This is a genomic window from Bacillus sp. AR2-1 (assembly GCF_008368755.1).
GTDB classification, from domain to species: domain Bacteria; phylum Bacillota; class Bacilli; order Bacillales; family Bacillaceae_G; genus Bacillus_A; species Bacillus_A wiedmannii.
In genome coordinates this window covers 64,832-90,650 of the sequence record NZ_QORY01000001.1, presented here as the reverse complement: position 1 = coordinate 90,650, position 25,819 = coordinate 64,832, and the positions used below count along the sequence as shown (strand labels likewise).

The 25,819-nt window shown below is 34.7% G+C and carries 23 protein-coding genes and 2 pseudogenes; 18 read left to right on the top strand and 7 right to left on the bottom strand.

The genetic code is table 11. The features are described 5' to 3' along the window. Window positions 1-563: 563 nt before the first annotated feature. From DT250_RS31515 to DT250_RS00415, 8 genes and pseudogenes are all read left to right on the top strand, one after another. Window positions 564-707, top strand: a pseudogene (locus DT250_RS31515) (lipoprotein BA_5634 family protein); the annotation flags it as partial. A gap of 367 nt (window positions 708-1,074) precedes the next feature. Next, window positions 1,075-2,142, top strand: a complete 1,068-nt coding sequence (locus DT250_RS00445; RefSeq protein WP_098148047.1) for a glycoside hydrolase family 113 — start codon at window positions 1,075-1,077, stop codon at window positions 2,140-2,142. 89 nt (window positions 2,143-2,231) lie between these two features. Further along, window positions 2,232-2,423, top strand: a complete 192-nt coding sequence (locus DT250_RS00440) for a DUF378 domain-containing protein (protein WP_000670803.1) — start codon at window positions 2,232-2,234, stop codon at window positions 2,421-2,423. A gap of 210 nt (window positions 2,424-2,633) precedes the next feature. Beyond that, complete coding sequence (serC, locus tag DT250_RS00435; protein WP_149212291.1) at window positions 2,634-3,716, top strand: 3-phosphoserine/phosphohydroxythreonine transaminase; 1,083 nt, start codon at window positions 2,634-2,636, stop codon at window positions 3,714-3,716. A 12-nt stretch (window positions 3,717-3,728) separates the two neighbouring features. Continuing rightward, window positions 3,729-4,901: a 3-phosphoglycerate dehydrogenase family protein gene (locus DT250_RS00430; RefSeq protein ID WP_149212290.1), complete on the top strand. Its 1,173-nt coding sequence runs from the start codon at window positions 3,729-3,731 to the stop codon at window positions 4,899-4,901. Between the two features lie 15 nt (window positions 4,902-4,916). Continuing rightward, a complete protein-coding gene (locus tag DT250_RS00425) occupies window positions 4,917-6,164 on the top strand; it encodes a DUF1015 domain-containing protein (RefSeq protein ID WP_149212289.1) in 1,248 nt (415 codons plus the stop codon). A gap of 143 nt (window positions 6,165-6,307) precedes the next feature. Next, on the top strand, window positions 6,308-6,817 hold the full coding sequence (locus tag DT250_RS00420; protein WP_088081056.1) for a DUF4303 domain-containing protein: 510 nt from the start codon (window positions 6,308-6,310) through the stop codon (window positions 6,815-6,817). A gap of 72 nt (window positions 6,818-6,889) precedes the next feature. Next, window positions 6,890-7,027, top strand: a pseudogene (locus DT250_RS00415) (enoyl-CoA hydratase); the annotation flags it as partial. A gap of 217 nt (window positions 7,028-7,244) precedes the next feature. On the opposite strand, the gene DT250_RS00410 reads toward DT250_RS00415, so the two are convergent. From DT250_RS00410 to DT250_RS00400, 3 genes are all read right to left on the bottom strand, one after another. Further along, window positions 7,245-7,655, bottom strand: coding sequence for a DUF3224 domain-containing protein (locus DT250_RS00410; protein WP_088063988.1), 411 nt, complete (start codon window positions 7,653-7,655; stop codon window positions 7,245-7,247). A 71-nt stretch (window positions 7,656-7,726) separates the two neighbouring features. After that, window positions 7,727-8,758 (bottom strand): S66 family peptidase, encoded by a 1,032-nt coding sequence (locus DT250_RS00405; RefSeq protein WP_149212288.1) that lies wholly within the window; start codon window positions 8,756-8,758, stop codon window positions 7,727-7,729. Window positions 8,759-9,320: 562 nt separating this feature from the next. Then, window positions 9,321-9,908: a hypothetical protein gene (locus DT250_RS00400; protein WP_149212287.1), complete on the bottom strand. Its 588-nt coding sequence runs from the start codon at window positions 9,906-9,908 to the stop codon at window positions 9,321-9,323. 468 nt (window positions 9,909-10,376) lie between these two features. Here DT250_RS00400 and DT250_RS00395 point away from each other — a divergent pair, with 468 nt between their 5' ends. The 5 genes from DT250_RS00395 to DT250_RS00375 all read left to right on the top strand — a co-directional run bounded on the left by DT250_RS00395 (window position 10,377) and on the right by DT250_RS00375 (window position 14,938). Next, a complete protein-coding gene (locus tag DT250_RS00395) occupies window positions 10,377-11,018 on the top strand; it encodes a hypothetical protein (protein WP_149212286.1) in 642 nt (213 codons plus the stop codon). Window positions 11,019-11,197: 179 nt separating this feature from the next. Then, complete coding sequence (locus DT250_RS00390; RefSeq protein WP_149212285.1) at window positions 11,198-11,467, top strand: 2TM domain-containing protein; 270 nt, start codon at window positions 11,198-11,200, stop codon at window positions 11,465-11,467. 339 nt (window positions 11,468-11,806) lie between these two features. Continuing rightward, window positions 11,807-12,646 (top strand): YitT family protein, encoded by an 840-nt coding sequence (locus DT250_RS00385; RefSeq protein WP_000747488.1) that lies wholly within the window; start codon window positions 11,807-11,809, stop codon window positions 12,644-12,646. 236 nt (window positions 12,647-12,882) lie between these two features. Then, on the top strand, window positions 12,883-13,560 hold the full coding sequence (locus DT250_RS00380) for a response regulator transcription factor (RefSeq protein ID WP_179952819.1): 678 nt from the start codon (window positions 12,883-12,885) through the stop codon (window positions 13,558-13,560). 1 nt (window position 13,561) lies between these two features. Further along, the gene (locus DT250_RS00375; RefSeq protein ID WP_149212284.1) at window positions 13,562-14,938 is read left to right on the top strand and encodes a sensor histidine kinase; all 1,377 of its coding nucleotides are present in this window, start codon (window positions 13,562-13,564) and stop codon (window positions 14,936-14,938) included. A gap of 146 nt (window positions 14,939-15,084) precedes the next feature. Here the strand turns inward: DT250_RS00375 and DT250_RS00370 are convergent, their stop codons facing one another. Both DT250_RS00370 and DT250_RS00365 read right to left on the bottom strand, forming a co-directional pair. Beyond that, the gene (locus DT250_RS00370; protein ID WP_149212283.1) at window positions 15,085-16,344 is read right to left on the bottom strand and encodes an MFS transporter; all 1,260 of its coding nucleotides are present in this window, start codon (window positions 16,342-16,344) and stop codon (window positions 15,085-15,087) included. 69 nt (window positions 16,345-16,413) lie between these two features. Next, entirely contained in the window at window positions 16,414-17,037 is a 624-nt protein-coding gene (locus DT250_RS00365; protein WP_149212282.1) for an ArsR/SmtB family transcription factor, read from the bottom strand. A 185-nt stretch (window positions 17,038-17,222) separates the two neighbouring features. Between DT250_RS00365 and DT250_RS00360 the strand changes: the two genes are divergently transcribed. Both DT250_RS00360 and DT250_RS00355 read left to right on the top strand, forming a co-directional pair. Then, window positions 17,223-18,287 (top strand): ABC transporter permease, encoded by a 1,065-nt coding sequence (locus tag DT250_RS00360; protein WP_147787890.1) that lies wholly within the window; start codon window positions 17,223-17,225, stop codon window positions 18,285-18,287. After that, entirely contained in the window at window positions 18,287-18,958 is a 672-nt protein-coding gene (locus DT250_RS00355; protein WP_149212281.1) for an ABC transporter ATP-binding protein, read from the top strand. The genes DT250_RS00360 and DT250_RS00355 overlap by 1 nt, the downstream gene beginning before the upstream one ends. 49 nt (window positions 18,959-19,007) lie before the next feature. On the opposite strand, the gene DT250_RS00350 is transcribed toward DT250_RS00355, so the two are convergent. Both DT250_RS00350 and DT250_RS00345 read right to left on the bottom strand, forming a co-directional pair. Then, a complete protein-coding gene (locus DT250_RS00350) occupies window positions 19,008-20,126 on the bottom strand; it encodes an LPXTG cell wall anchor domain-containing protein (protein ID WP_147787892.1) in 1,119 nt (372 codons plus the stop codon). Window positions 20,127-20,276: 150 nt separating this feature from the next. Then, on the bottom strand, window positions 20,277-20,858 hold the full coding sequence (locus tag DT250_RS00345; RefSeq protein ID WP_149212280.1) for an ATP-binding protein: 582 nt from the start codon (window positions 20,856-20,858) through the stop codon (window positions 20,277-20,279). A 220-nt stretch (window positions 20,859-21,078) separates the two neighbouring features. Here DT250_RS00345 and DT250_RS00340 point away from each other — a divergent pair, with 220 nt between their 5' ends. From DT250_RS00340 to DT250_RS00330, 3 genes are all read left to right on the top strand, one after another. Beyond that, window positions 21,079-21,993, top strand: a complete 915-nt coding sequence (locus DT250_RS00340; protein ID WP_149212279.1) for a class I SAM-dependent methyltransferase — start codon at window positions 21,079-21,081, stop codon at window positions 21,991-21,993. A gap of 553 nt (window positions 21,994-22,546) precedes the next feature. After that, the gene (locus tag DT250_RS00335) at window positions 22,547-24,088 is read left to right on the top strand and encodes a serine hydrolase domain-containing protein (protein WP_088063977.1); all 1,542 of its coding nucleotides are present in this window, start codon (window positions 22,547-22,549) and stop codon (window positions 24,086-24,088) included. A 196-nt stretch (window positions 24,089-24,284) separates the two neighbouring features. After that, a complete protein-coding gene (locus DT250_RS00330; protein WP_088063976.1) occupies window positions 24,285-25,517 on the top strand; it encodes a DUF4073 domain-containing protein in 1,233 nt (410 codons plus the stop codon). Window positions 25,518-25,819 lie beyond the last annotated feature (302 nt).

The following is a 25,819-nucleotide window of genomic DNA, read 5'->3' as shown; positions in this document are numbered from 1 at the left end:
TTTTTCATAGGGTTGTAACTTTTTTAAAGGATCCATATTGTTTTATTTTCACTTTTTTAGTATTTCACTTATGAAAGTATGATTTCTGTATTGGTTCATGTTGTTATTGGTATTAATAATATTCATCAATTTTGTTTGGTTTTTGTAAAAAAAGTAGATAAATTGTATTTTCGTTTGATTATATATAAACATTTTACATAAATGTTTATATATGATCAAGGTATTAATAATATTCATCAATTTTGTTTGGTTTTTGTAAAAAAAGTAGATAAATTGTATTTTCGTTTGATTATATATAAACATTTTACATTATATATAATCAAACGAAAAATAATCGAGTCATTTTTATCTTTTTTCGACAGTATCTCCCATCTATTTACTAACGCTATCCCAACATCACACAAATTGAGTAGAAGGTCTTCTGACATAAAATATACACGTTCTAACTTCTAATCTTACAATATTGTAAGATTAGAAGTTAGATAGTTAGATAGAAGTCATTAACTTATGAAAAAATCACATCTATAATCCAGATATAAATCATTAATTAAAGGAGTATTCTAGTGAAAAAAATTATAAGTTATGTGGTGGTTATTGCTATTTTTATAGGATTAGGATTAGGAGTAAAACGTTATGTGCAGGGTCCAGGACAACCAGTCGATGGGATTCTAGTTAGTGGTACTGCAGCTGATATAGAAAAAGTCAAATAAGAATTTAAAAATGATATTAAACAATCTAATGAAGTAAATATAAAAGTAATACAAACAAAAAGCGAATATAGATAAAAATTTTTTGATACATTTCTGAGTATAAAAATTTAATTATACGAAAAAGTAGATTCGGTTAGGGTATCAGAAAAAATTAAATAACTTCAATTGTAAAAAGATAAAAAAGGAGCGGAAATACGCTCTTTTTTTATTTACATTACTATTTTTAGGAGGTTAGTATGAATAAGATATGGATAAAGGGTGAATAGCATTTTTATTGATGAAATTTCATTAAATATTCTTGTGGAATATATGTGAAACATTGTATAGAATAAGCAAGAATGCCAAAAATTATAGGAGGAAAGTTGTGAAGAAAAATAAGAGTTTAGTAAGTTTTTTAGGGGTGTTTATTATGTTGTTTTCTTTTTGTTTTCAAGGAAATGTACAGGCAGATGTAAATACTGTTCAATCTGGAAAAATCAAATCAGGAAATGTAACGGTATGGGAAGTTGGAAATGTGGCGAAAGTGTTAGCTGATGTAGAGCGCTTAAATTTAAATACAGTAAATGTACCGATTCAGGTAGATATTCCGAATGTAACTTCTACGAACATGGTAATTAATCAAGCGCAAAAGCAACAGGCTATTCTTTTAATTCAAGAATTATTAAAGCGTAATATTCAAGTTATCGTGGAACCGTTCCCATATATTCAGCAAGGAAATGTTGGGGAAACGGAATGGAATCCGAGTAATATTAATGATTTCTTCTGGAATTGGAAAACGGTTATTCTACAAGACATCTTTAATTCAATTACAAGTAAATACAATGTGTACGGGCTCAAGATTGCTTCTAATTTTGTGAATATGGAATATGCAGAAGGATATTGGAGCGATACGATTGATTTCGTCCGTCAGCAGTATAAAGGAAATGTTTTGTATCAAATGAATTGGTGGTTAACAGCAAGCTTTGATCCATCTTATGAAGCGAAGTTTATAGAGAAAATCAATCGTCCGTATTTAAAAAAGGTGGATATTGTAAGTATTGATAGTTGGTTTGAAGTTTCAGGAAAAAGAAATCCATCATACGAAGAAGTGAAGCAAAGTTTATTTGCCACAACAGTATATAATCGTGGGCAAAATGTTGTGCAGCAGTTAGAACAATTACATAATGCAACAGGAAAACCGGTTTATTTTGGTGGATTTAATGTTCCAGCACGTGAACTTGGACTACAAAATCCGTGGAATCCAGATGTATCTAATGTGTTTTCAAAGGACGTACAATTAAACGGATGGCGTGCTTACCGAGATGTATTAGAACCAAAACCATATTTTAAAGGTTTTTCAATTTGGTTTATTGGCTCTCATAATAGTACGCATGCGTATCAAATACATAGTAAAGAAGCAGAGGCAGTTATTAACGGCTGGTACCGAAAATAATTTTTATTAAATAGGTAAGTTTTGAATTTTACCACATATATTTCTAGTGAAAGGCCTTTCACCATCTTATCACCTAGGGGGCAATCATAATGAAATTTTTGTCTTACCTTACAGTAATTTTGGTGATTCTTGGCGGTTTGAATTGGTTGTTTGTAGCGTTAGATTACAATGTAGTTGAGAAATGGTTTGGTTCTATGCCGGCGCTTGTGGACACTATTTATTGGCTCATTGGTCTTTCTGCTATTTATCAAATTTTTGATCGGTTCTTCACGGACAATTAGCAATTATACTTTATTACTAGAGTGTTAAGTACGATTATGTACTTAACACTTTTTTGTATGTTTATAAAAAGTAGTTTGCACATGCGAGCGATTCCATTGCGTCTTACGCCGTAATAATAGAAAACAAATTGACCACGTATTATATTTTGGGTTATAATTCAGAAAGTTTAAAAATTAATAAAAATAAGAAATAGGGAGGTTATCAGGGTGATGGAGAGAGTATATAATTTTTCAGCTGGACCATCAATACTCCCTTTGCCAGTTTTAGAGAAAGTGCAAAAGGAGCTTGTAAATTATAACGGGACAGGCATGTCTATTATGGAAATGAGTCATCGATCTTCTTATTTTCAAAGTATTATAGATGAAGCAAGTAGCCTAATTCGTGAATTAATGAAAATTCCTGATGAGTATGAAGTACTGTTTTTACAAGGCGGTGCGTCATTACAATTCTCTATGATACCGTTAAATGTAATGAATACGTACAAAAAAGCAGGGTACGTATTAACTGGCTCATGGTCTAAAAAGGCGATGCAAGAAGCTGAAAAAATAGGGGAAGTACAAGTGCTTGCTTCTTCTGAAAAAGAGAAGTTTACTACAATTCCTAAACTGGATGGTTTACCAAATGATGAAAAACTAGATTATGTACATATTACAACGAACAATACAATTGAGGGTACGAAATATGTGGACATTCCACGTTTAGATAGAGTACCGCTCGTTGCGGATATGTCCTCAAATATTTTATCAGAACAATATGATGTTACGAAGTTCGGCCTTATATATGCGGGAGCGCAAAAGAATTTAGGGCCAGCGGGCTTAACGATTGCAATTATAAAAAGAGATTTAATTGGGGGAGCAGATCGCTCTTGTCCTACGATGTTAAACTATGAAACTTACAGCAAAAATAACTCCTTATATAATACACCGCCATCCTTTAGTATTTACGTAACGAAACTTGTACTAGAGTGGTTGAAAGAGCAAGGCGGGGTATCTGCGATTGAAGAACAGAATAGAATGAAATCTTCACTTCTTTACAATTTCTTAGATGAATCAAAATTGTTTACTTCACCAGTTGATCCTACGTATCGATCACTTATGAACATTCCGTTTACAACACCGTCAGAAGAGCTGAACAATGAGTTTTTACAAAAAGCGAAAGAACGCGGCCTTGTTACGTTAAAAGGGCATCGCTCAGTCGGTGGTATGCGTGCAAGTATTTACAATGCGATGCCAGTACACGGTGTACAGCAATTAGTAAATTATATGAAGGAATTTGAGCTTGAGAATAGATAGGGAGATGGGGATATGTTTCGTGTTCAAACGTTAAATCAAATTGCGGAAAAGGGTTTGCAAGTACTTAGCGGAGAGCGTTATGAAGTAGGGGATAGAATGGACCACCCAGATGGTATTTTACTTCGTAGCTATTCTTTACACCAAGAAGAATTTTCAAAAGACTTAAAGGCGATTGCAAGAGCTGGTGCTGGTGTAAATAATATTCCTGTCGAGCGATGTACAGAAAAAGGGATTGTAGTATTTAATACACCAGGAGCTAATGCCAATGCAGTAAAGGAACTTATTATCGCCAGCCTTATTATGTCTTCACGTAACATTATTAACGGTGTAAGCTGGACGAAAAATTTAGAGGGTGAAGAAGTACCGCAGCTTGTTGAATCAGGAAAAAAACAATTCGTTGGATCAGAAATTGCAGGGAAACGTCTAGGTGTAATTGGCCTTGGCGCAATAGGTGCTTTAGTTGCGAACGATGCGTTAGCTTTAGGGATGGACGTTGTCGGATACGATCCTTACATTTCAGTTGAAACTGCATGGCGTCTTTCTACACATGTGCAAAGAGCATTTAGTTTAGATGAAATTTTTGCAACATGTGATTATATTACACTTCATATTCCTCTTACGAATCAAACGAAGGGAATTATTGGTGAACACGCTGTAGAGAAGATGAAAAAAGGTATGCGTTTATTCAATTTCTCTAGAGGAGAACTTGTAGATGAAAATCTTCTTCAAAAAGCGTTAGAAGAAGATGTTATTGCGCATTACGTAACAGACTTCCCGAATGAAAATGTGATAAAGATGAAAAATGTAACAGCGACGCCTCACCTTGGTGCATCTACATCTGAATCAGAAGAAAATTGTGCATTCATGGCAGCGCGCCAATTACGTGAATATTTAGAGACAGGAAATATTCGTAATTCAGTAAACTATCCAAATGTTGAACTCCCTTATATCGGAAAGAAACGTATTACAATCATGCATCAAAACGTTCCGAACATGGTAGGACAAATTACAGGATGTTTAGCAGAACATCATATTAATATTGCGGATATGATTAATCGTAGTAAACATTCTTGGGCGTATACAATGATTGATATTGATAACGGAATTGATGATATAATAAAAGAGAACATTGTGGAAAATATAAGCAAAATTACAGGTGTTGTAGCCGTTCGAATGATTGTGTAAAGGAGAGAGGAAAACTTGGCAAAAATCCGACCGTTTCGGGCCATTCGTCCAGTAGAAGAAAAAGCAGCGGAAGTTGCAGCTTTACCGTATGACGTATTAAATAGTAAAGAGGCAAGAGAGGTTGTAAAAGGGAATCCGTATTCTTTCTTACACGTTGATAAAGCAGAAATTGATTTAGACCCGGCACTTTCACCGTATGATGATCGTGTATATGAAAAAGCGGGTGAAAATTTAAATCGATTTATACGAGAAGAAGTATTCATACAAGATGAAGAGCAATCACTGTACATTTATGAACTGACGATGGAAGGAAGAACGCAGTCAGGTCTTGTCGTTTGTACATCTATTGATGAGTATGAAGATGATACAATTAAAAAACATGAAAGAACGCGTCACGAAAAAGAATTAGATCGTATTCGCCACGTAGATGTGTGTGATGCAAATACGGGGCCTATCTTTTTAACGTATCGTACAAAAGAAGATGTGAAACGTATCATTGCAAGCTGGAAAGAAGAGCATGCGCCAATCTATACATTTACAGCAGAAGATGGCGTGGAGCATGTTGCCTGGAAAATAGTTGATGAGGATGTAATTGCTACTTTAGTAAACTTATTTGAAGATATTTCTAATCTTTATATTGCAGATGGGCATCATCGCTCAGCATCAGCAGCAAAAGTAGGGCTCATGCGAAGAGAACAATATCCGAATTACACAGGAGAAGAAGAGTTTAATTTCTTCCTATCTGTATTATTCCCTCACGATGAATTATCCATTTGGGACTATAACCGAGTTGTGAAAGATTTAAACGGCTTATCAGAAGAACAGTTTTTAAAGCAAATTGCACAATACTTTTATGTAGAAGAAGCAGCTGTTTCTCCGTATAAACCAAATGAGCCAAAAACATTTGGTATGTATGTAAACGAGAAATGGTATAGACTCACAGTGAAAGAGGAAACGTTTGATGCGAATGATCTCGTTAAAGGTTTAGATGTATCTATTCTGCAAGATCATTTATTAAGCCAAGTACTTGAAATACACGACCCGCGATCTGATTCACGCATTGACTTTGTCGGAGGAATCCGCGGATTAGAAGAACTAGAACGCCTTGTAAATAGCGGTGAATATAAAGCAGCGTTTTCATTATATCCGACATCAATGGAAGCTTTATTATCAATCGCAGACGCTGGAGAAATTATGCCGCCGAAGTCAACGTGGTTTGAACCGAAACTGCGTAGTGGGTTGTTTATACATTCTTTAAAGTAAATATAGACTTCTTTAGATTGAAAAACCGAAATGATTATAGTTTCGGTTTTTCTTATTTTGGCTCAGTTAACGTTACATGTTGATTTTCATGTTAAGATTGAAATATGTAACGACAGGTCGCTACAAAAAACGGAGGAAATACGATGAAAATGCAACTGCAAGAAAGTTTTTATGTTGAGTTAAAAAATGCAATTCGTTGTCATTATAACGAAATTATAACTAGGTGCGGTGTTGACACAATATATGGGTACTCCATATTAACAGATGATTGTGTCAATAGCATTGGACCAGTGGCTAATAAAGAAAGACTAATCAAAGTTAATAAGTCGGACCCTTTATACAATTATTATAGATACGGAGCTGTTGAGTGGAGCGAATGGGACGATTTTGAAATGTTTGATGAAGTGCACAAAATTATCAAGAAATATCATGATATCGTCGAAGATGACTTTAACATACGAGTAAATACACTGTTGAAAGAAACGTTAAATGTGTTAATGGAACTTGAATCAGAAGGCTTGTTTGGAGACAGAGATGATAATCGATTTATTGTCATTTGTGTAACTGATTCATCGAACGAAATCATGATTGAATCAGCTCGATTGCTTAATACATTAAAGACATACGAAGAATATGCTTCAGAATTTGCATAAGAATGAATATAAGTAAAACTGCGCTCTATAAGAGGCGATTTTCATTTAATCAAAAGTCACAAATTAATAGTAACAATTCGTTGTGACGTAACCATTGAACAATTTGAGCCCGATAAAAAACATCGTACAAAAATTATTGTGATGTTTACATGTCGGAATCAACTTGAAAAAAAAGTTATGAAGGTAATTTTTTCGGGGATTATTCTTTAGTTAGTAGGAAAAGTAATGAATAGGTGGGGGCCACATGCCTCTCGAGCTTAGATTTTTAATTCCCCCCATAACGAAAATTTTATGTATCGTTGAATACTGATAATAAGACGTTATGTAATATACTCTGTTCTTTTCTTAACTAATAGAAGAATAGTTGAATAAGCCCGTCAACAAAAAGGACATTCCTAGTATTACAAGAAATGTCCTTTCCACTAAATTATAGGATATTTTGCTGGAATTCAAACTCTAAAATTAGTTTACTGGTTTGACCTGTAAACTGATAATTATAGGACCCTCTCAGATTTTCTAAGTTACCAGTAGCTTTAATAATTGTTCCTGGGGAATTTAGATTTCCTTTATCGAATATTCCTTGCTCTATAGCTGTAAATGTCCCTTGTTGCCCCTTATAAATTCCTTCAAAGTGTAAAAATCCAGAAATTTTAGCAGTAGCCAAGTGACCATCATTTATATTTGAGTCTAAATAATATAATAAGTATTCAACAAAAGCTTTTCCTTTTAATTCACCATCAATATCATATTCAACATGGGCAATATTAATAGGGAAATCTTTTCTAGTATCATCAATTAATTTTTCATCCCATTTACTTACTGTAAATGTTGCTTCCATACACGTAATCTCCCTCCAATTATATACTTTTAAAAAGTATCAATTCACAGTCATATTTCATAGGAGTGTTTTTATTCCACGCCACTCTCTAAAATAGAGAAAGACCCATTTTCACAATCAATTTCTGCCAACGCGCCGTAAGGTAAAATGAACTTCGGTTCGGTATGGCCAAAATTTAAATTATAAAGAATTGGCAAATCTTCTAAGTTATATTCTTTCATAACTTTTAGTATTTCATGTTTATATTCTTCATAATATATTTCGTCTTTTGGTTTACCAAAGATGATGCCTTTTGCTTTTTGGAGAATGCCTTGCGCTGCGTAATTTCGTAACCAATACTTTATATAACTTGGTTCTGGATGGTCTTCAGAAGTTTCAAAGAATAGGATGCTATTCTCCCAATGTTTTTTCTCAGGCCAAAGTTCCGTTCCTTTTGCAAATTCCAGTACTTCTATACAACCACCAATTAAGCTTCCTTGTACAGTGGTAGAGCCTTGAAGTAGCTCATATCCTTTGTTTTGTTGCATCGTACGCCTTGTATCCTTATTTATCTCTATCCATTCTAAACGCTCACTCGTCCATTCATGAGCCGGTTGAATTTCGCCAATCGTTTCATTTGAAAAGAGAGTTCGATTTACCATTTCAACCGTATATGGATTCATCTCTATATTTTCAGCAAAATCAGTTAAAATGGCTGGACCGTAAAAAGAGGAGATTCCTGCTTTATGGCAAAACAAATGTGAAACGGTAACGTCAGAGTACCCCATAAAAATTTTCGGGTTTTCACGGATCACATTAAAATCTATATAAGGAAGTAAGCGGATGCTATCTTCACCGCCAATATTCGCAATAATTGCTTTCACGCGAGTATCCTTAAAAGCTGTCATTAAATCTTCTGCACGAGCCTGTGGATTGTTATAAATGAATTCGCTACCTTTTAAACTATTTGGCATTGGGACAACGGTAAGGCCGAAAACTTCTTCTAATCTCTTTACTCCTTGTTCATATCGCCATCTTATCTCAGAATCGCCTGCGCCTCCCCATGAAGGGCTTACTGTTGCCACGATATCACCTGGCTGTAATCTGTTTGGTTTTATTAACATGTTAACTCCGCTCCTACATAATGTAATGGACTACGACTATACAAACTGTATCTTTGAAAAATATGATGCATGATTTTAGTTTCTTCATCATCAATCTGTTTACCTGCTGGTATTCAAGAATTCAGCATTCGTGTTGAATATATTTAAAAGTTACAGTATGCAACATTGCATAAGAAAGATGGTTGCTACTTTGAGCAATCTGTAACTGTAATGATTATAAGTTGGTCGTATTCAATCCGAAAAATAAAATCATCATGAATGGAGAGTTTACAGCTTTTCCTGAACAAGAAAGCTATCCTTGGGATGAAAGTGAGATTGGATCCGGAGTGTCACTAAAAATCGCAACGTTCGTGGTACTTTAAGTGTCTGAAGTATAGGGAGTTTCTTCGTTTTTTTTGTTGGGGTTTTTAGGGGAGTATTCTTTAATTCTTAGATAGAGAGGTAAAATAAAAATACACCTAATTACTAGGTGTATTTTTTAGAATTGAAAACCTCATAACATCGAATAGTTTTCTTGTAAACATATAGGAACGTAATCTAAATTGTTTTTAATTTTGTTAACTTACCAACCTGTACCATGCTCAGAATTAGCAGGAGCGCCACCAGTATGGCCATGAGATTCAACTTTTGGAGCAGGGAAATGTGTATGTCCTTCTTGTTTAGGAGCCCCACCAGTGTCACCGATGTTTAAAGCAGGAGCCCCGCCAGTATCGCCACGTGAATCTAATTTCGGAGCAGGAGTATCGCCATGCCCCTCAAGTTTCGGATTCGGCGTATCACCAACATTTAAAGCAGGAGCGCCAGTATTACCATGCGCTTCTAACGTAGGAGCAAAGAAGTCAGCGTGACTCTCTTTTTTAGGAGCGATTCCTTCTCCATGAGTATTCGTGTAGGCAGGGGAACCCCCACCGTCATCACCAATGTTTACTGATTTCGGAGCCCAAGTGTCCCCTTTATTATATGATGAGATAGGAGGTCTACCATGATCATAAGCAGGAGCGCCACCGTAGTCACCATGATTTTCTAATTTCGGAGCAGGAGTATCCCCATGTGCAGCCTTTACAACGCCGCCGTCCCCAATATTTACACCAAAAAGACCAAAGCTAAGTACCGATAAACCTACAACAGCTGTACTAATTTTTCTTTTCAATCTATATCTCTCCTTTTGCTATAGTTTTCCATTTTGTCTAAACGTGGTAGATAAAATGAAATAAATCGTAAAAAATTACCAATTATATTACGATATACCAATAATTCTGTGTAATATTTTGTAAAACCTCCTTGAAATTTGAATTTTATGAAAATAAAATTCGACATGGTTCATTTTTCAATTCGTTGAATAGATTTTGATTGAGTTTTTATAAAGGTATTCGCTAACTTTAGGACTGAAAGCAGCTCTTAATTTTTTATAGCCTGTTCATAGGTTTATTTTAACTTTGAATTAATTTAGCTTTTGTAATTTGAGAATCTAGTTCTCTCGCTGTATATTTAAAAGGTACAGTATGCAACATTGCATAAGAAAGATGGTTGCTATTTTCTATAACCTGTAACTATAATAGTTACAGGTTGGTCGTATCCAATCAAAAAATAAAATCATCATGAATGGAGATGTTTCATAATGGGTATGAAAAAATTAATTTTAGCAGGTGCTTTAGGGATCGCAGCATTATCAGGAACGAATTTACCAGGATTAGAACTATCAAAAGCGAGTGCCGCTTCTATTGAATCGAATTTCTCGACGTTAGAAGGACGAGTAGTAGAAGTAGATAAAGGTGTAATTGTCGTAAAATCTAAGCAATATGAGGAGCCTGTAAGTGTATATATAGATTCCCTTTCAAATGTGAAAGTAGGAGATGAAGTAAAAGCTACTGGATCTATGATGCGTAATTTTACTGAATATATGATTGCAAATACAGTTGAAAATACGTCAAATAAATTAGGTATGCACATGAAAGAAGATGGTTCTCCTGATTATGTGATTGGGGAAGTATCAAAAGTAGGAACGATGGAATATGGGGGAGACGGTTCTACTAAATATGTCGTAGTTGAGTATCCATCACTAAACGGGAAGAAAGTTATTATTGATGTTTTCTTAACGAAGGGACAAGTATTTCATACAGGTGAGAAAGTAAAAATTGATATGAAGTATGTAGGATGGGGCGGAAGTTCTATTAACTGGAACACAACGGATCATATTGAAAAAGTTCATGAGGTAAAGAGCGACGTTGAAAATAATGATGATGTTTGGATTTGGTCTTAATTAGACGCTTGTAAATAACAAATGTATCATGCAGTACCCATCGAATCATCATATGTATGATAATTCGATGGGTACTTTTTTGTTTTATGTTTTTTTGAGAATAACGGATTTCTGATTAGAATATGATGTTAATACTGGAGCGAAGGTGAAAAAAACAATATGGAAAGAGGTGTTTAAGGGTGGAGCAAGATGAGGTTTATTTACGAGCTAAAAAAAGGGTAGAGAATTTACAAGCGTTTTATATTCATTTAACGGTTTATATACTAGTGAACTTAATGCTTTTTATTATAAATATAAGCTCTGATTCAAGTAAATTATGGTTTTTATATCCACTTGCAGGTTGGGGGATCGGTATCGTTATACACGGTTTGACAACTTTTCCAGCTGGGATATTCGGAAAAGAGTGGGAAGAACGAAAGATTAAAGAATATATGGAGAAAGATAAGTAAATTTATTTCTGGAATGTATGAATATAAATCCCTGGAATCAAATGTTTGATGCGAAGTCTATTCTATAGCTTCGCCTATTTGCTTTGTATTCGAAGTTTGTGCGAGTGAGTGTTCATATTCATTTTTTTAGCATCAACTGCATGTGAAATCAAAACTTTACTTGTAGTACATAATAAATACAGTTGTTTTACTTTTTAAATTACATGTGGATATAGGATAAAGTTGTTTTATCATCCTATATTAAAATAAAAATAAACCACTGTTCGATTTGAATATTCCACGATATAATGGTGAGAGTTTATGACAGAATAAATATTTACATAAGAAGTGAGGTACTGTATGAAAAAAAGAACGACAGACATTATTTTTATTATTATTGGTGCATTTCTTTTTGCGTTAGGTGTCAATTTGTTTGTTATCCCGAACGAGTTTGGTGAGGGTGGAGTAACTGGTATCACGATTATTACGTATTATTTATTTGAATGGTCACCAGGCTTAGTTAACTTAATTTTAAATGCGATTTTGTTAATAGCTGGTTATAAATTTTTAAATAAGATTACAACAATTTATACGATTATCGCTGTAGTTACGAACTCGCTATTCCTTCATTTGACAGAAGGTTGGACGATTGCTTCGGATGAAATGCTCGTAAATGCCATTTTCGGAGGAATATTTATTGGGTGCGGGATTGGTCTTATTATTCGTGTTGGCGGAACAACAGCAGGTACTACCATCTTAGCAAGGATGACGCATAAATATTTAGGATGGAGCATTAGCTATGGTTTACTGTTCTTCGATTTAATCGTTGCGTTTTCGTCTTATTTCATCATTGGTGCAGAAAAACTGATGATAACAATTATTATGCTATATGTAGCAACGAAAGTGATGGAATTTGTAATTGAAGGTTTAAATCCGAAGAAAGCCATTACGATTATTTCTGATAACCCGAATGAAATTGCTGGAAAGGTAACTACATTAATGGGCAGAGGGGTTACTGTGTACTCAGGTCATGGCTATTACACGAAAACGCCGAAGGAAATTCTTTATGTTGTTATTAATAAGCAAGAAGTAGTCAAGCTAAAACGGATTGTTCAAACTACGGATCCGGCTGCGTTCATCGCTATACACGATGTTCGTGATGTGTTCGGAGAAGGATTTGTTGATATTTCTAAAGCTTAGTAAGAGTAGAAATTGTTTTTATTAAAATAATCTTAATACTAAAACGAAAGAATCTATTTTGAATAATTTTTTTCAAAATAGATTCTTTTTATTTATCTTAAAATGTTGGCTTGTAGTGTATTATGTATCAACTCTTATTCAAAAAAAACTAATAGCAGTTTGTTTTTCTTTTTCTTGCAAAAAGTACAATTGTTTCTTAATGTAAGAATGTAGAAGGATGAACAAGAGAGGGTTTAATGAAGATGATACATATTTTATTAGCTGATGATGATAAACATATTAGAGAGTTATTGCATTACCATTTACAAAAAAAGGGCTTTAAAGTTTTTGAAGCGGAAGATGGAAAGGTAGCGCAAGGCGTTTTAGAGAAAGAAAATATTCATCTTGCGATAGTAGACATTATGATGCCGTTTGTTGATGGCTATACGTTATGCGAAGAAATCCGGAAGTATCATGATATACCTGTTATTTTATTAACTGCAAAAGATCAGCTAGTCGATAAAGAAAAAGGATTCATTTCTGGTACGGACGATTATATTGTAAAACCATTTGAACCAGCTGAAGTAATTTTCCGTATGAAAGCTCTATTGCGCCGTTATCAAATGCTTAGTGCTGATATTATTACATTACACGGAACGATAATTGACCGAAAAGGGTTTGAAGTGAAGTGTAACGGTCAGACGATTTTGCTTCCATTAAAGGAATTTGAATTATTATCACAACTTGCTAGTTATCCTGGAAGAACCTTTTCAAGAGAAGAATTAATTGAATTAGTATGGGGAATGGATTTTGAAGGAGATGAACGAACAGTTGACGTTCATGTGAAGCGACTGAGAGATCGTTTTTCAAAACGAACAGATGATTTTCAAATTACGACAGTACGCGGACTCGGTTATAAGTTGGAGTTGAAATAAAATGAAATCACTATACTCTAGATTTGTTTTTATGACGGTTGGAATCATGCTACTTAGCAGTATTATCGGTTTTTTATTAACAAATGTGTACTATCAAGTGAAGTTAAAACCGTACAATAGTGAAAAGATTTTAATGTATGCGGAAGAAGTAAAATCGTTATATGAAAAGCAAAGTGAAGAAAATCAAGAGGCATACTTACAGTCTATTGCGAAGTTAGGATATGAAATTTATATTGTCGATGATCAAAAGAATGGAAAACGTATCGGTAATGCGTTTCGTAAGACGTCTATTAGTGATGATACCGTTCATAAAGTATTGAATGGCGAAACGTTTAATGGTGTTTCTACGTATCCAACACGTCTCTTTATTACAGGTTTTTTCGATAATGAATTAATAAATAGTGTCGGTGTACCAGTGCAACACGGTGATAAACAGTACGCTTTATTTATTCGTCCTGACATTCAGAACCAATTTGGCGAGATGCGAATTTTCTTAGCGGTATTACTTGGGTTTATCGTACTATTAAGTATTATCTTTATAGCGATTGCAGCAGGTTATATCGTTCGTCCCATTCGAACATTTACGAAAGCGACTCAAAAGATTGCAAGTGGTGAATATGATATCGAATTAGATGAAAATCGAAAAGATGAAATTGGTACATTAGCAACTAATTTTCAAAAGATGACGAAAAGTATAAAAGAATTAGATGAGATGAGACAAGAATTCGTTTCAAATGTTTCTCATGAATTTCAATCGCCGCTTTCTTCCATACAAGGGTTCTCAAAAACGTTACAGTCAGAAGAGATGAGTGCGGAAGAAAGAAACCATTACTTACAAATTATTGAGGGCGAAAGTAAGCGAATGTCTAGTTTATGTAAACAGTTACTTACGCTAGCTTCACTAGATAAAGAAGAAAAAGTATTACAAATAAAAGAATTCAATTTGCAGAAGCAAATTAAAGACGTTATTTTTATGCTCGAATGGAAATGGCGTGAAAAAGATATCGCCGTTGAATTTGATGTGCCGGATATTACAATACAAGGTGATGAAAACTTACTTCATCAAGTATGGAGTAATATTTTTACGAATAGCATTAAGTTTTCAAACGACGGCGGAACGATTGAATTTGTTGTAGAAGAATTAGAGTCGAGCGTGATGATCTCTATATCAGACAACGGAATCGGTATGGAAAAAGAAGAAATGGATCGTATATTTGATCGTTTTTACAAAGTAGATACTGCAAGGGCAAGAAACGTAGAAGGTAGTGGTTTAGGATTATCGATTGTGCAGAAAATTGTTGAACTGCATAACGGAAACGTTTCAGTATATAGTACGAAAGGGGAAGGGACTACTGTTCAGGTGGAGCTTCCGAAATAGATGGAAGAGGCTGCTTGGGAACAGCCTCTTCTTTTTGTCATTTTTTGTCGATAAATCGATATAATCGGAAAATCGCTGATATAATTTGAGTTGCGCCGATATATTATGAAAATCGCCGATATAAATTTCACGTACTGCCACTTCTGCTATAAAGCTGTACTTTTCCCGCGCTCTACTTTAAACCGAACTTCAAAAGTATCCGCTGTAATTTCATCAGCTTTCGGCAAAGCCCGTAACTTTGGATGAAGTAGCCATACGAAAGAAATAAATAAAATCCCGATGCTAGCGAACGCGAAAATGAGTTGGCTACTAAATACATTTGCAGCATATCCACCAATTAAAGAACCGAACGGCATAGCAATTGTGCCCATACTTCGCATGACTGAGTTTATGCGTCCAATATACTGATTTGGAATTACAATTTGACTAATTGTCGCAAATAATATGTTGGTTGCACCAATTGGAATCCAGGCTAGACCGAATAAGAGAATAGACAACCACTGAAACGGTACGATCGTGGAGAGAAACCAAAAGATAGCACCAGTCGCAAAGCCAATAATAGAGACACGGCCAACATTACGTTTACCAACCCATGAACTGAATAATGCTCCAATTAAACTGCCGGCTGATATAGCGGCTAAGAAGAAGCCATATGATTTCACGCCTCCTAAAGAATCAGCGAAAGAAGGGAGTATCGCCATCGTCATACCGATTGAAAAATTAGCGACTACTGAACCGATTAAGAATACGCCCATTAATGAACGGAAGACGATCGAAAAACCTTCTTTTAAATCAGTGAAATATTGTTTAGTTGAAAGTGATGTATTGGTTTCTGCTTGCTTTGGCATTTTCAATGAAAAGAACAAAAGGGCAGTAATCGCGAATGTAATAGAGTCAATTACATATAAAGTGATTGCGCCAAGTAGTGCTACTAATATGCCAGAAAGCGTCGTGCAAATTAAATCAATGCCTTGATACGCAAATGAAAAGAGTGAATTTCCTTTTAATAGTTGTGTTTTATGAAGTAGAAGTGGTAAAGCTTTTGATTGTGCGGGATAGGCGAATTGTTCGATAAAGGCTACGATGGGCATGATGATGAGTAGTAGTTGAACTGTTAATAGATCGAAGTAGTGTGTAATAGGAATGATTAAAATAAGCATGCATTGCAAAACTTGTGTAATGACGAGGGTGTTTTTTATTGCCCATCTATCAACGAATGGGCCGGTAAGGAATTGTAATGCAGAAGGTAATAATGTAAGGAAACCAGCCAATCCAGAATAAAAAGGATTACCACTCAGCTTGTATACGAGCCACATCGCGGCTACATAATACAAACTATCTCCTATGTTTGTAAAAATTCTCCCTAAAAAAAGTAAGAGGAAATTCCGGTTTTTTAATAAGTCCATTTAATCTACTCCTTTATAAAAAATTTATTCGGTAAAATAAATTTGACCGTTACTGTAAAAAAAATCGTATTACGATTTTTCTTCTTTTTTCACAAAGCGCTGCATTGCTTTTTCATCGATTTGTAGTGCAGTAGTAGAGATGTAATAAGATTTACTATTTGGATCTTTATCTGCATCTTTTGTGATCTCGTTTAATTCAGACATCACTTCATAAAACTTTTTCACCCACACTTGAAATTGTTCTGGCGTGGCATCAAACTCCCAGCAAGATGAAACGTAATTCCACTCAGCTGGATCTTCGCTGATTTTCCGTAATGTAAAAGCTTCTTCAGGTGCAGCGAGAATATGGCTTTTCGTCATTTCCGTCATTTGTAAAAAGATTTGGCGACCGGATTCGCTTAATATTTCTAAATGAGGTAATAGGTTCGCGGCAGGGGTGAAGCCTTTAGCGACAGATTGATAAAACTTTTGAATGATGCCATTCTTTTCTTCTGTATAAACAATTTCTATAAAACCATTCTTTTCTAATTCTTTTAAATGATAATGAATTTTAGCCCTTGGAATGCCGAATTTATCAGATAGTAGTTGTCCTGTATAAGGACGTTCGCATAGACGCATCATCATTTCGACACGAAGTGGATCGCTTATTGCTTTTAGTTGGCTATAAGTAGTTAGTGTTAACATGGGCTTCAACAAGATCAACTCCTCAAATAAAATTACTCGGTCAAGATTATTTGACTGAATTGTATCAAGGATTCTGATTATCTTCAATACTTTCTGAAAATTAAATCTTCTCCTCTGTAATCTTCTGTTCATATTCCGTTCATATTTCTTTTTTATGATAAGTGCATAGAAAGAAAGAGGAAGGAGCGAGCGAAATGTTTTTAGCTCTGCGTGAATTAAAACAATCAAAATTAAGATACGGATTAATCGGACTGATTATGGTGTTATTATCATTTTTAGTTCTTGTTATTTCAGGATTAGCAAATGGACTATCATATGATAATGCTTCATCGATTCAAAATATGGAGGCAAATAAGTTCGTTTTAGCAGATGATGCGGAAAATAAATTACTTCGTTCACAAATTAAGAAAGACGATGTAGATAACGTAGTAAATCAAGCAGGCGAGAAAGAGGCCGTTCCGTTTCGTGTGAAAGTTTCAACGTATGAAAAGAAAGATAGTTCGAAAAAAGTAGATGTTGCTATTTTCGCAAGTGAACGTGATTCATTTTTAGAACCGAAAATTGTAAAAGGTGAGAAATTAGGTACAGCAAATAACGAAATGGTTGCTGATGAATCAATTAAAGAAAAAGGAATCGATATTGGCGATACAATTATTGATCCTGTTTCAAAGAAAGAATTTAAAATTGTTGGATTTACGAAAGATCAAATGTTTAGCCATACACCAGTCGTTTATGTAAATGAAGATGTATGGGGATCTATTTCACAACCAAACCAAAAAGATTATAGTGCAATTGCACTGAATACAGATAAAGAAATTAAAAATGCACATGTTATCGACAAAAAAGAAGTACTGCAAAGTATTCCAGGATTTAAAGAAGAGCAAGGAACATTAACGATGATCATTGCATTCTTACTTGTTATCGCTGCGTTACTAATCGGTGTATTCTTCTACGTCATTACATTGCAAAAAACACAGCAATTAGGTGTATTAAAAGCAATTGGAACGAAGAATTCTTATTTAGCAAATAGTTTAGTCGTGCAGGCGTTATTCTTATCAGTCGTTGCGATGGTAATCAGTATTGTTCTTGTACAAGGATTAGAACAAATTTTACCAGCGGGTATGCCGTTCTTATTAACAACACCGATGATTGCACAATATGCAGCAATCTTCATCGTAATTAGTATTTTAGGAACACTTATTTCGTTATACCAAGTATTAAAAGTTGATGCATTAGAAGCAATTGGAGGCGGGATGTAATGACTTCATTATTAAAATTAGACAAAGTAAGTAAAGTGTACGGAGAAGGGAATACGGAAGTAACAGCCCTTCATCCGATGTCGCTTGATGTGAAAGCTGGAGAATTTATCGGAATCGTCGGTCCTTCTGGATCAGGGAAAAGTACGTTATTATCAATCGCGGGTGCGTTATTATCACCATCAAAAGGGGATATTTACATTCGTGAGCAAAATATTACGAAGTTATCAGAAAAGGAAATGACAGACATTCGTTTGAAAAAAATCGGCTTCATTTTCCAATTCGCAAATCTTGTTCCATATCTAAATGTAAAAGAGCAATTGCTTTACATTGCAAAGCTTAAAAAAGAAAACAAACAAGAATCAGAAAAGCGTGCGGAGCATTTATTAACGGCATTTGGATTAGGAGAAAGAAAAAATCATTATCCAAATCAACTATCTGGTGGGGAAAAACAAAGGGTAGCAATCGCTCGTGCGTTTATGAACAACCCAGACTTAATATTAGCGGATGAACCAACGGCAAGTCTAGACTCAAAACGTGCACGTGAAGTTGTAGAAATGATGAAACGTGAAGTGAAAGAGAGCCAAAAAGCAGCAATTATGATTACACATGATGAAAGAATGCTTGATGTATGTGATCGTATATTGACACTGAGAGACGGGAAGTTAATATAAAGAAAAAAGACAATCGCACAAGTGTGCGGTTGTCTTTTATATAATTGCTTTATTTTGAGAATAACGCTTTAATTTTATTTCGTGTAATTAATAAAACGCCGCCTAAGACAGATAACATACCTAAAGCCATATTGTTTGATTGCTCACTACCAGCGTTAGGAAGTTCTTTAGCGTTATTGTTTGTGTTTGTAGTACCAGTCTTTGTTTCTGTTTGTTTCGATTGAGATACTTCATTAATTTTGTTATCTACATTTTGCTTCGTTGTATGTACCTCAGCTAATTTGTCCTCAATTTTTTTCTCAGTATGTTTAAAGTCGTTGATTTTAATATCTAAGTCTTGTTTTTTCTTTGTTAAATCATCTGAAACGGTTTGTTTCGCTTGTTTTATTTCGTTAATTTTATTTAGTAATTCTTCTCTAGCTTTTTGTAATTCAGCAAGTTTGTTTTTTACATCTTGTTTAGCTAGTTCTAAGTTAGCGGAAAGACTATCTAAATTGCCTTTAATTTTCTTAAGTTCCTCTAACGTGTTCCCAGTATGCGGCTTATTTTCTTTTAGCTCAGCAAGTTTGTCCTCAGCAGTTTGTTTCGCTTTCTTTAACTCAGCTAATTTTTCATCTACCTGTTTTTTAACTTCCTTAAGTTCATTAACCTTTTGATCAATGTTCTCTTTATGTTGCTTCATTTCATTCACTTTTTCATCGACAGTTTGTTTATGTTCTTTAATCTCATTCACTTTGTTATCGATATTTTGCTTATGTTCTTTCACTTCAGCAACTTTATCTTCTACTTGCTTTTTATGCTCTTTAATTTCAGCGATTTTATCTTCGGCGATTTGCTTGTCCTGCTGAAGTTTTGCATCTAGCTCTTCTTTACGTTGTTTTATTTCGTTAATTTTTTCATCAGCAACTTGTTTACGCTCATGTAGTTCATTAACCTTCGTGTCAACATTTTCCTTAACTTGGTTAAGTTCATTCAACTTTTGATCCACGTTTTCTTTGTGCTGCTGTAATTTCGCATCTAATTCTTGTCTATGTTGCTTAATTTCAGCTAATCGATCTCCTGTACTTTGCTGAGGAGTAGCATCAGTTACTTCCGCATGAGCAGAATTTGCGCCAGCAATCATTGCTAAAGCTAGTGTAGACGCAGCGATTGTTTGTTTTGTTTTCATATTTTTGTACCTCTTTTCTTTCATATGCATGAGTTGTTTTGTGTAGAATTGAGCATATAGAAGTAGATTATCTTATCATTATATACCATGTAGGATGTCTAGAGGAAGTATTTGCATAATAATCTATCATTATGTAATTCTTATAGTCTATTATTTTTGGGTAGGGGAGAGATCTTTAGCTAGATGAACAATTTCTTCTATAGTAGAGTTTACATCCTTACGATTACGAATAACAAACAAATAATCAGCCTCGTTTTCTATCGGATCGACCACATCTTCATGTTGCAATTCAGCTTGTTGTCGATCGAGTACTTCTTTGAAATTAGAATATCCACCTCTAAAAATATTGGTACTTCGCGTGCTTCGAGCTACTCTTTCATAAAGTACATCATTTGGAATGTCAAAATGAACGAGTATACGTACATATACCTCTTTCTGAAACAATTCATTTAGCAAATACATCCGGCCGTTTCGGCTTCTATTTGAGTTGCAAATAATAAGATGTAAACTTGTATGTTCTTTTGCATAATCAACAATGAATTTCGAAAGACCGTGTTTAAATGTATTTGGGCCTTCGTCCGGCTGTAATTTTTCATAATGCGTGTTAATGAATTCAGCTTGGTTATCTTGATCCATAACGAAAGCGTGGGGTAACTCTTTTTCTAGTTCTTTAGCAAATGTAGTTTTTCCGCTGTGTGTTTTTCCTACTGTAATGATCACTAATCGTTTCATATTGGCCTCCATATGTATTGTTATCATTTGGGACATTCGATGTGAATTGACAATTTTCCTGCTAGAGAATATACAAAATGTCGGAGTAGTAGTAGGCTGAAAACTTGACAAAAAAACTTATTTATGCTATAATTTACCGATATAAAAATAAAGTGTATAATAGGGTTCTCCTGGCCAGGGGAACCCTATTTTTGTTGTGAAAATGAAGGAGTGTATGTGCGTGAAAAAAGGTGAAGCGAGTGTAACGTCGCTAGTATCAGCTTTCGGAAGGGCGTACCATAGTGAATTTGATAGTCCTAAAATCTTTGATGATTATGTAGCTAAAGATTTCATTTCAAAAAAAGAACGTAACGATATTGGAACAAATATGGTCCAAGGAATCCATTTTTTCAATACAGACATTGCACAAAAGTTTCAAGACAATCCACAAGAAATATTAAAATGGATTACACAAGTTCAATTATCACCAACACCTTTGGCACGTGCGGCATATTGTGAAAGAGTATTGCTACATGAAATTACATTAGGCGCAAAACAATACGTCATACTCGGTGCAGGCTTAGATACGTTCAGCTTTAGACACCGAGAATTAGAGAATGAAATAGAAATATTTGAAGTAGATCATCCTTCTACACAAAGGTTTAAGAGGGGGAGAATAAAAGAAGCAGTACTTGAAACTCCAAACAACCTTCATTTTGTTTCGATGGATTTCACGAAAGGGTTTTCCAGTGAACAGTTACGGAATGAAGGATTTGAAAATAAAAAGACTTTCTTTAGCCTATTAGGTGTTACGTACTATTTAACGAAAGAGGAGCTTTCTAGTTTAATAGAAAATTTATTCGAGATGGTTCCAGTGGGGAGCTCTATCGTATTCGATTATCCGGATGAAAACTTATTTACGGAAAAAGGATTGTCCAATCGAGTTGAAAATATGGTAAAAATGGCTGCAGTAGGCGGAGAACCGATGAAATCGTGTTTTTCTTATGCTGAAATGGAAGCACTGTTAGAGAAGGTAGGCTTACTCATTTATGAGCACTTATCACCAGAGGATATTCATACATTATATTTTGAAGGACGAAACGATTATTTAAAAGCTTTTGAGACGGTGCATTATGTGCATGCGGTGAAGAAGTAGGAATTAGTAGGCATGGGGAGAAATCTCTGTGTCTTTTTTTGGGGGAGAACAAGGAGGTATTAATAGGAAGAGAAATTCGATAATGTAAAGAATATGAAGTATGAATGTAATAAATTAAGTAGCAATGATAAAGGAGAACATAATGTACACAATTGGACAAGTTGCTAAATTTTTAGATGTATCTAGAGATACTTTGAAGTTTTAATCAAAATGTGTGGGGTTCTTCTTTTTATAGAATAAATATTTGCAGCAATACTTTGGTCAAATTCTAATTAAAACTAAAATCCACCTTTTCTATTATAAATTTTTGTAGTTTGGAATATATCTATTTGATTAACCAAACTAGTATTTTAGGGGCCTTAACTGAAACAATAGATATAACTTCATATCAATCTTGTTAATGAATTTCATTGCCCTCAGATAAAGGACAATAGTAGATCTTTGATTTTTATTACAATTTTGTAAGGTTAAGTAATAAAAATCGATAGAACAGGATATTAGAATGGGATACTCTGATTGATGGATAGAATATTCTGAAAAAAAGGTGGAGCAAATGAAGAATAGACAAAAAGCATCGATAATATGCAAAAGTATTTTATGTTTAATGATTTACATATTTATTACGAATGAAGCATGGTTTACAAATGTGGTGAGGGCAGAATCGGGCACGTTGACTGATAGGAGTATAGAGGATTTCAAAAAAAAGCTGGATGAACAGGTACCAAAATGGCAAGAGAATTATGAGGTACCAGGGGTTGCAATAGGGATTGTACATGAGGGGCGTATTGCTTATACACTTAACTACGGTTATGTAGACAAAAAGACAAAAAAAGCGGTGAGTGACGATACATTGTTTCAAGCTGGTTCCATATCTAAAAACCTTACAGCGTGGGGAATCCTACATCTTGTAGATGAAGGGCATTTATCACTAGATGATCCCGTTGGAAAATATCTGACCAAATGGAAATTACCTAATTCAGAGTTTAATAATAATGAAGTCACAATAAGAAGATTGTTAAGCCATACAGCAGGGCTGTCTGCACATAAAGGATACCTCGGGGTTACACCAGGGAAACATCTTGACTCTATTGAGGAGTCTCTGTCTGGAAAAGGATGGCTTAATGAACCAGTGGAGGTTACCAATAAACCAGGTTCAGAAACAATTTACTCTGGTGGCGGATATACAATTTTACAACTTGTAATTGAAGAGGTTACCGGAATACCGTTTGATCGTTATATGGAAGAACAAATTATGAAACCTTTAGGAATGAAATCTAGTTCATTCTTACAACGTCCTGAAAACCATAACCTTTCGAAAGCTTATGGATATTTTGGAGAGGAGCTCCCTAGTTACCAATTTACCGAACAGGCTGCTGCAGGTCTTAAGACAAATGTTACCGATATGATGACATTGATACTTGCAAGCATGGATGCACATAATAAAGGGAATGGTGTCATCAAAAGTGAACGTGTTACGGAAATGCAAAAGCCGGTATTAGGGGAGAATGGTTTAGGTATATTTGAAAAAAAACTATCTAATCAATGGAAATTAATTTATCATTCTGGTGATAATCGAGGGTGGCATTCTTTTTATGGTTTCATTCCTAATACAAAGGATGGATTGGTAATCCTCACGAATAGTGAAGGTGGTATAGACTTACGACAGGATATTTACCACGCATGGATTGAATATGAAACTGGAAAATTACCTGAAAGTTACTTCTCTCTAGCTGAGCAGAGAAAAAACAACTCTATTACATCAATTGTTATTGGAGCCACACTTGGTTTATATTTGCTGCTATTTGTGATTAGATTGTACAAAGGTAGAAGAACTTTCATTTTTAAGCAAGAGAAGAGATCCTACATCGGATTAGTAGTTAGGACATTTTTACTTATTAGTACTGCTATCCTCGTTTTTTGTGCTGCCTATTTTTGGAGAGTTTTCAGCTTGAATTCCGGTAATACAATAAATTTTATTCTAATAATGGTATGGATTATAACATTATTAATTAGTGGATTTTTCCCGAAAATTAGAAGTAATAAAAAACAACGTATGAAACGAAAAGATTTAACATCAAAATTTACATGTATGTAATGTTAAAAGCTAGAAAGCTAGATTGACGTAAATCGCTAATTGTGGTTTGCAAAAAACGACAAAATCTCTTAAAAAACACTTAACTTTTAACGTCATCTATCTTTACAATCCCTCCCTATAATGTGAATTGGACAAGCATCTAAGAGAAAGCAGAACATGGCAGTTTGTACATTCTATTATTAGGGGGAGAATTTGTATGAAAAAGACAGTTGCTTCGTTAGCAGTTATGGCGGCATTATTGCCGACGTTTTCAGTGTATGCAGAAGGGAAAGAGCAAGTTCGAAAATCAGCTACAACTTTTAATGTTATTAGTGACATTCAAGGGGATTTAGGAGACTTTGATCATGTGTTAAAAGATATGAACAAAGTGACGCCACTTTCTAGAGCGCTTATTATGAATGGGGATATAACGCCAACTGGACAACAGTCACAATACGATGATGTGAAGCGTGTGTTAAACAAAAATAAGCATCCAGAGAATGTATGGTCAACTGTTGGGAATCATGAGTTTTATGCTGGTAAATGGACAGCTGATGGAAAGCTCTCTCAAAGTACATGGCCAAATGGTGTAACGGAAGAAACGCTATTTAACCGCTACTTACAATTTAGCGGGCAAGAAAAGGTATATCATAAAAAAGAATTAGACGGTTATCCGCTTTTATTTTTAGGAACTGAAAAATATATGAAATACCACGATTCAAAAATGTGGGATGAAGTATTTATGAGTGATGAGCAATTAGGTTGGTTAAAACAAAATTTAGAAGAATATAGCCAAAAAGATAAAAATAAGCCCATTTTCATTTTCTCTCATCACGTTTTACCGGATACAGTATCTGGATCAAGACAATCACCGTATTTAAATGACTATTTAAACGTGGATAAATTGTACGATATATTAAAAGATTACCCGCAAGTTGTTTTCTTCACGAGTCACACGCATTGGGATTTAAACTTACCGGACTGGGCTGGAAAAAAGAAAATTGCAGGCGGAGATGAAAAAGGATTTACAGTTGTAAATACGGGCGGTATTGAAACTGGATGGATGTCGGCTGGACCAAATGGCGGAGAGAAGACTGCTCCTGATGGCTATTCATTTAAACAAGGATTACAAGTGAAAGCATATGGTAACGATGTAATGGTAACAGCTTACGATTATAAACGTGATAAGGATATAAAGAAGCTATTAATTAGTGATGCGAAAGTCGCACAAATGGCACCAAATGTAACAGCTGACGATAGTAAAAATGTAATTGTCGGTGCAACGGAGTATATGGAGTACTCTGTAGAAGGAACGAACGAATGGTTGACGTATAATCCAGGGAATGCTCCGAAATTTGATGGGAACAAGGTTGTACACGTACGTCATAAAGGCGAAATGAATTTAGAGCCAGGATTAACACAGCTTCTTCGATTTTCGGCAAATAAGTGATTAGTAAGGGCCTACTTTTTAATAAGTGGGCTCTTTTGTGTTGTCGTTTTTTATCGGTAAGTCGATATATTTCAAGTTATGGACGATATATTTGAAAAAATCGTTCATATAAACTTCATGTACCGAAATAAAGTGAAAGTTATTAATGTAATTTCACGTACCGTATTGGAGTTAAAATTATTAATACAATTCCATTCACAAAAACCGAATTCCAACACATTTTTCACCCAGAAAGATGACTTCATCATTTTTACATGTAATAATAGTATCGTTACATACATTGTGAAAGAAGTACAAAAGGA

Coding starts and splice junctions, on each gene's coding strand:
- serC (WP_149212291.1), top strand. CDS start 2,634: ATGGAGAGAGTATATAATTTTTCAGCTGGACCATCAATACTCCCTTTG.
- DT250_RS00440 (WP_000670803.1), top strand. CDS start 2,232: ATGAAATTTTTGTCTTACCTTACAGTAATTTTGGTGATTCTTGGCGGT.
- DT250_RS00355 (WP_149212281.1), top strand. CDS start 18,287: ATGACTTCATTATTAAAATTAGACAAAGTAAGTAAAGTGTACGGAGAA.
- DT250_RS00385 (WP_000747488.1), top strand. CDS start 11,807: ATGAAAAAAAGAACGACAGACATTATTTTTATTATTATTGGTGCATTT.
- DT250_RS00430 (WP_149212290.1), top strand. CDS start 3,729: ATGTTTCGTGTTCAAACGTTAAATCAAATTGCGGAAAAGGGTTTGCAA.
- DT250_RS00330 (WP_088063976.1), top strand. CDS start 24,285: ATGAAAAAGACAGTTGCTTCGTTAGCAGTTATGGCGGCATTATTGCCG.
- DT250_RS00350 (WP_147787892.1), bottom strand. CDS start 20,126: ATGAAAACAAAACAAACAATCGCTGCGTCTACACTAGCTTTAGCAATG.
- DT250_RS00405 (WP_149212288.1), bottom strand. CDS start 8,758: ATGTTAATAAAACCAAACAGATTACAGCCAGGTGATATCGTGGCAACA.
- DT250_RS00360 (WP_147787890.1), top strand. CDS start 17,223: ATGTTTTTAGCTCTGCGTGAATTAAAACAATCAAAATTAAGATACGGA.
- DT250_RS00370 (WP_149212283.1), bottom strand. CDS start 16,344: ATGGACTTATTAAAAAACCGGAATTTCCTCTTACTTTTTTTAGGGAGA.
- DT250_RS00345 (WP_149212280.1), bottom strand. CDS start 20,858: ATGAAACGATTAGTGATCATTACAGTAGGAAAAACACACAGCGGAAAA.
- DT250_RS00375 (WP_149212284.1), top strand. CDS start 13,562: ATGAAATCACTATACTCTAGATTTGTTTTTATGACGGTTGGAATCATG.
- DT250_RS00380 (WP_179952819.1), top strand. CDS start 12,883: ATGAAGATGATACATATTTTATTAGCTGATGATGATAAACATATTAGA.
- DT250_RS00410 (WP_088063988.1), bottom strand. CDS start 7,655: ATGGAAGCAACATTTACAGTAAGTAAATGGGATGAAAAATTAATTGAT.
- DT250_RS00335 (WP_088063977.1), top strand. CDS start 22,547: ATGAAGAATAGACAAAAAGCATCGATAATATGCAAAAGTATTTTATGT.
- DT250_RS00420 (WP_088081056.1), top strand. CDS start 6,308: ATGAAAATGCAACTGCAAGAAAGTTTTTATGTTGAGTTAAAAAATGCA.
- DT250_RS00395 (WP_149212286.1), top strand. CDS start 10,377: ATGGGTATGAAAAAATTAATTTTAGCAGGTGCTTTAGGGATCGCAGCA.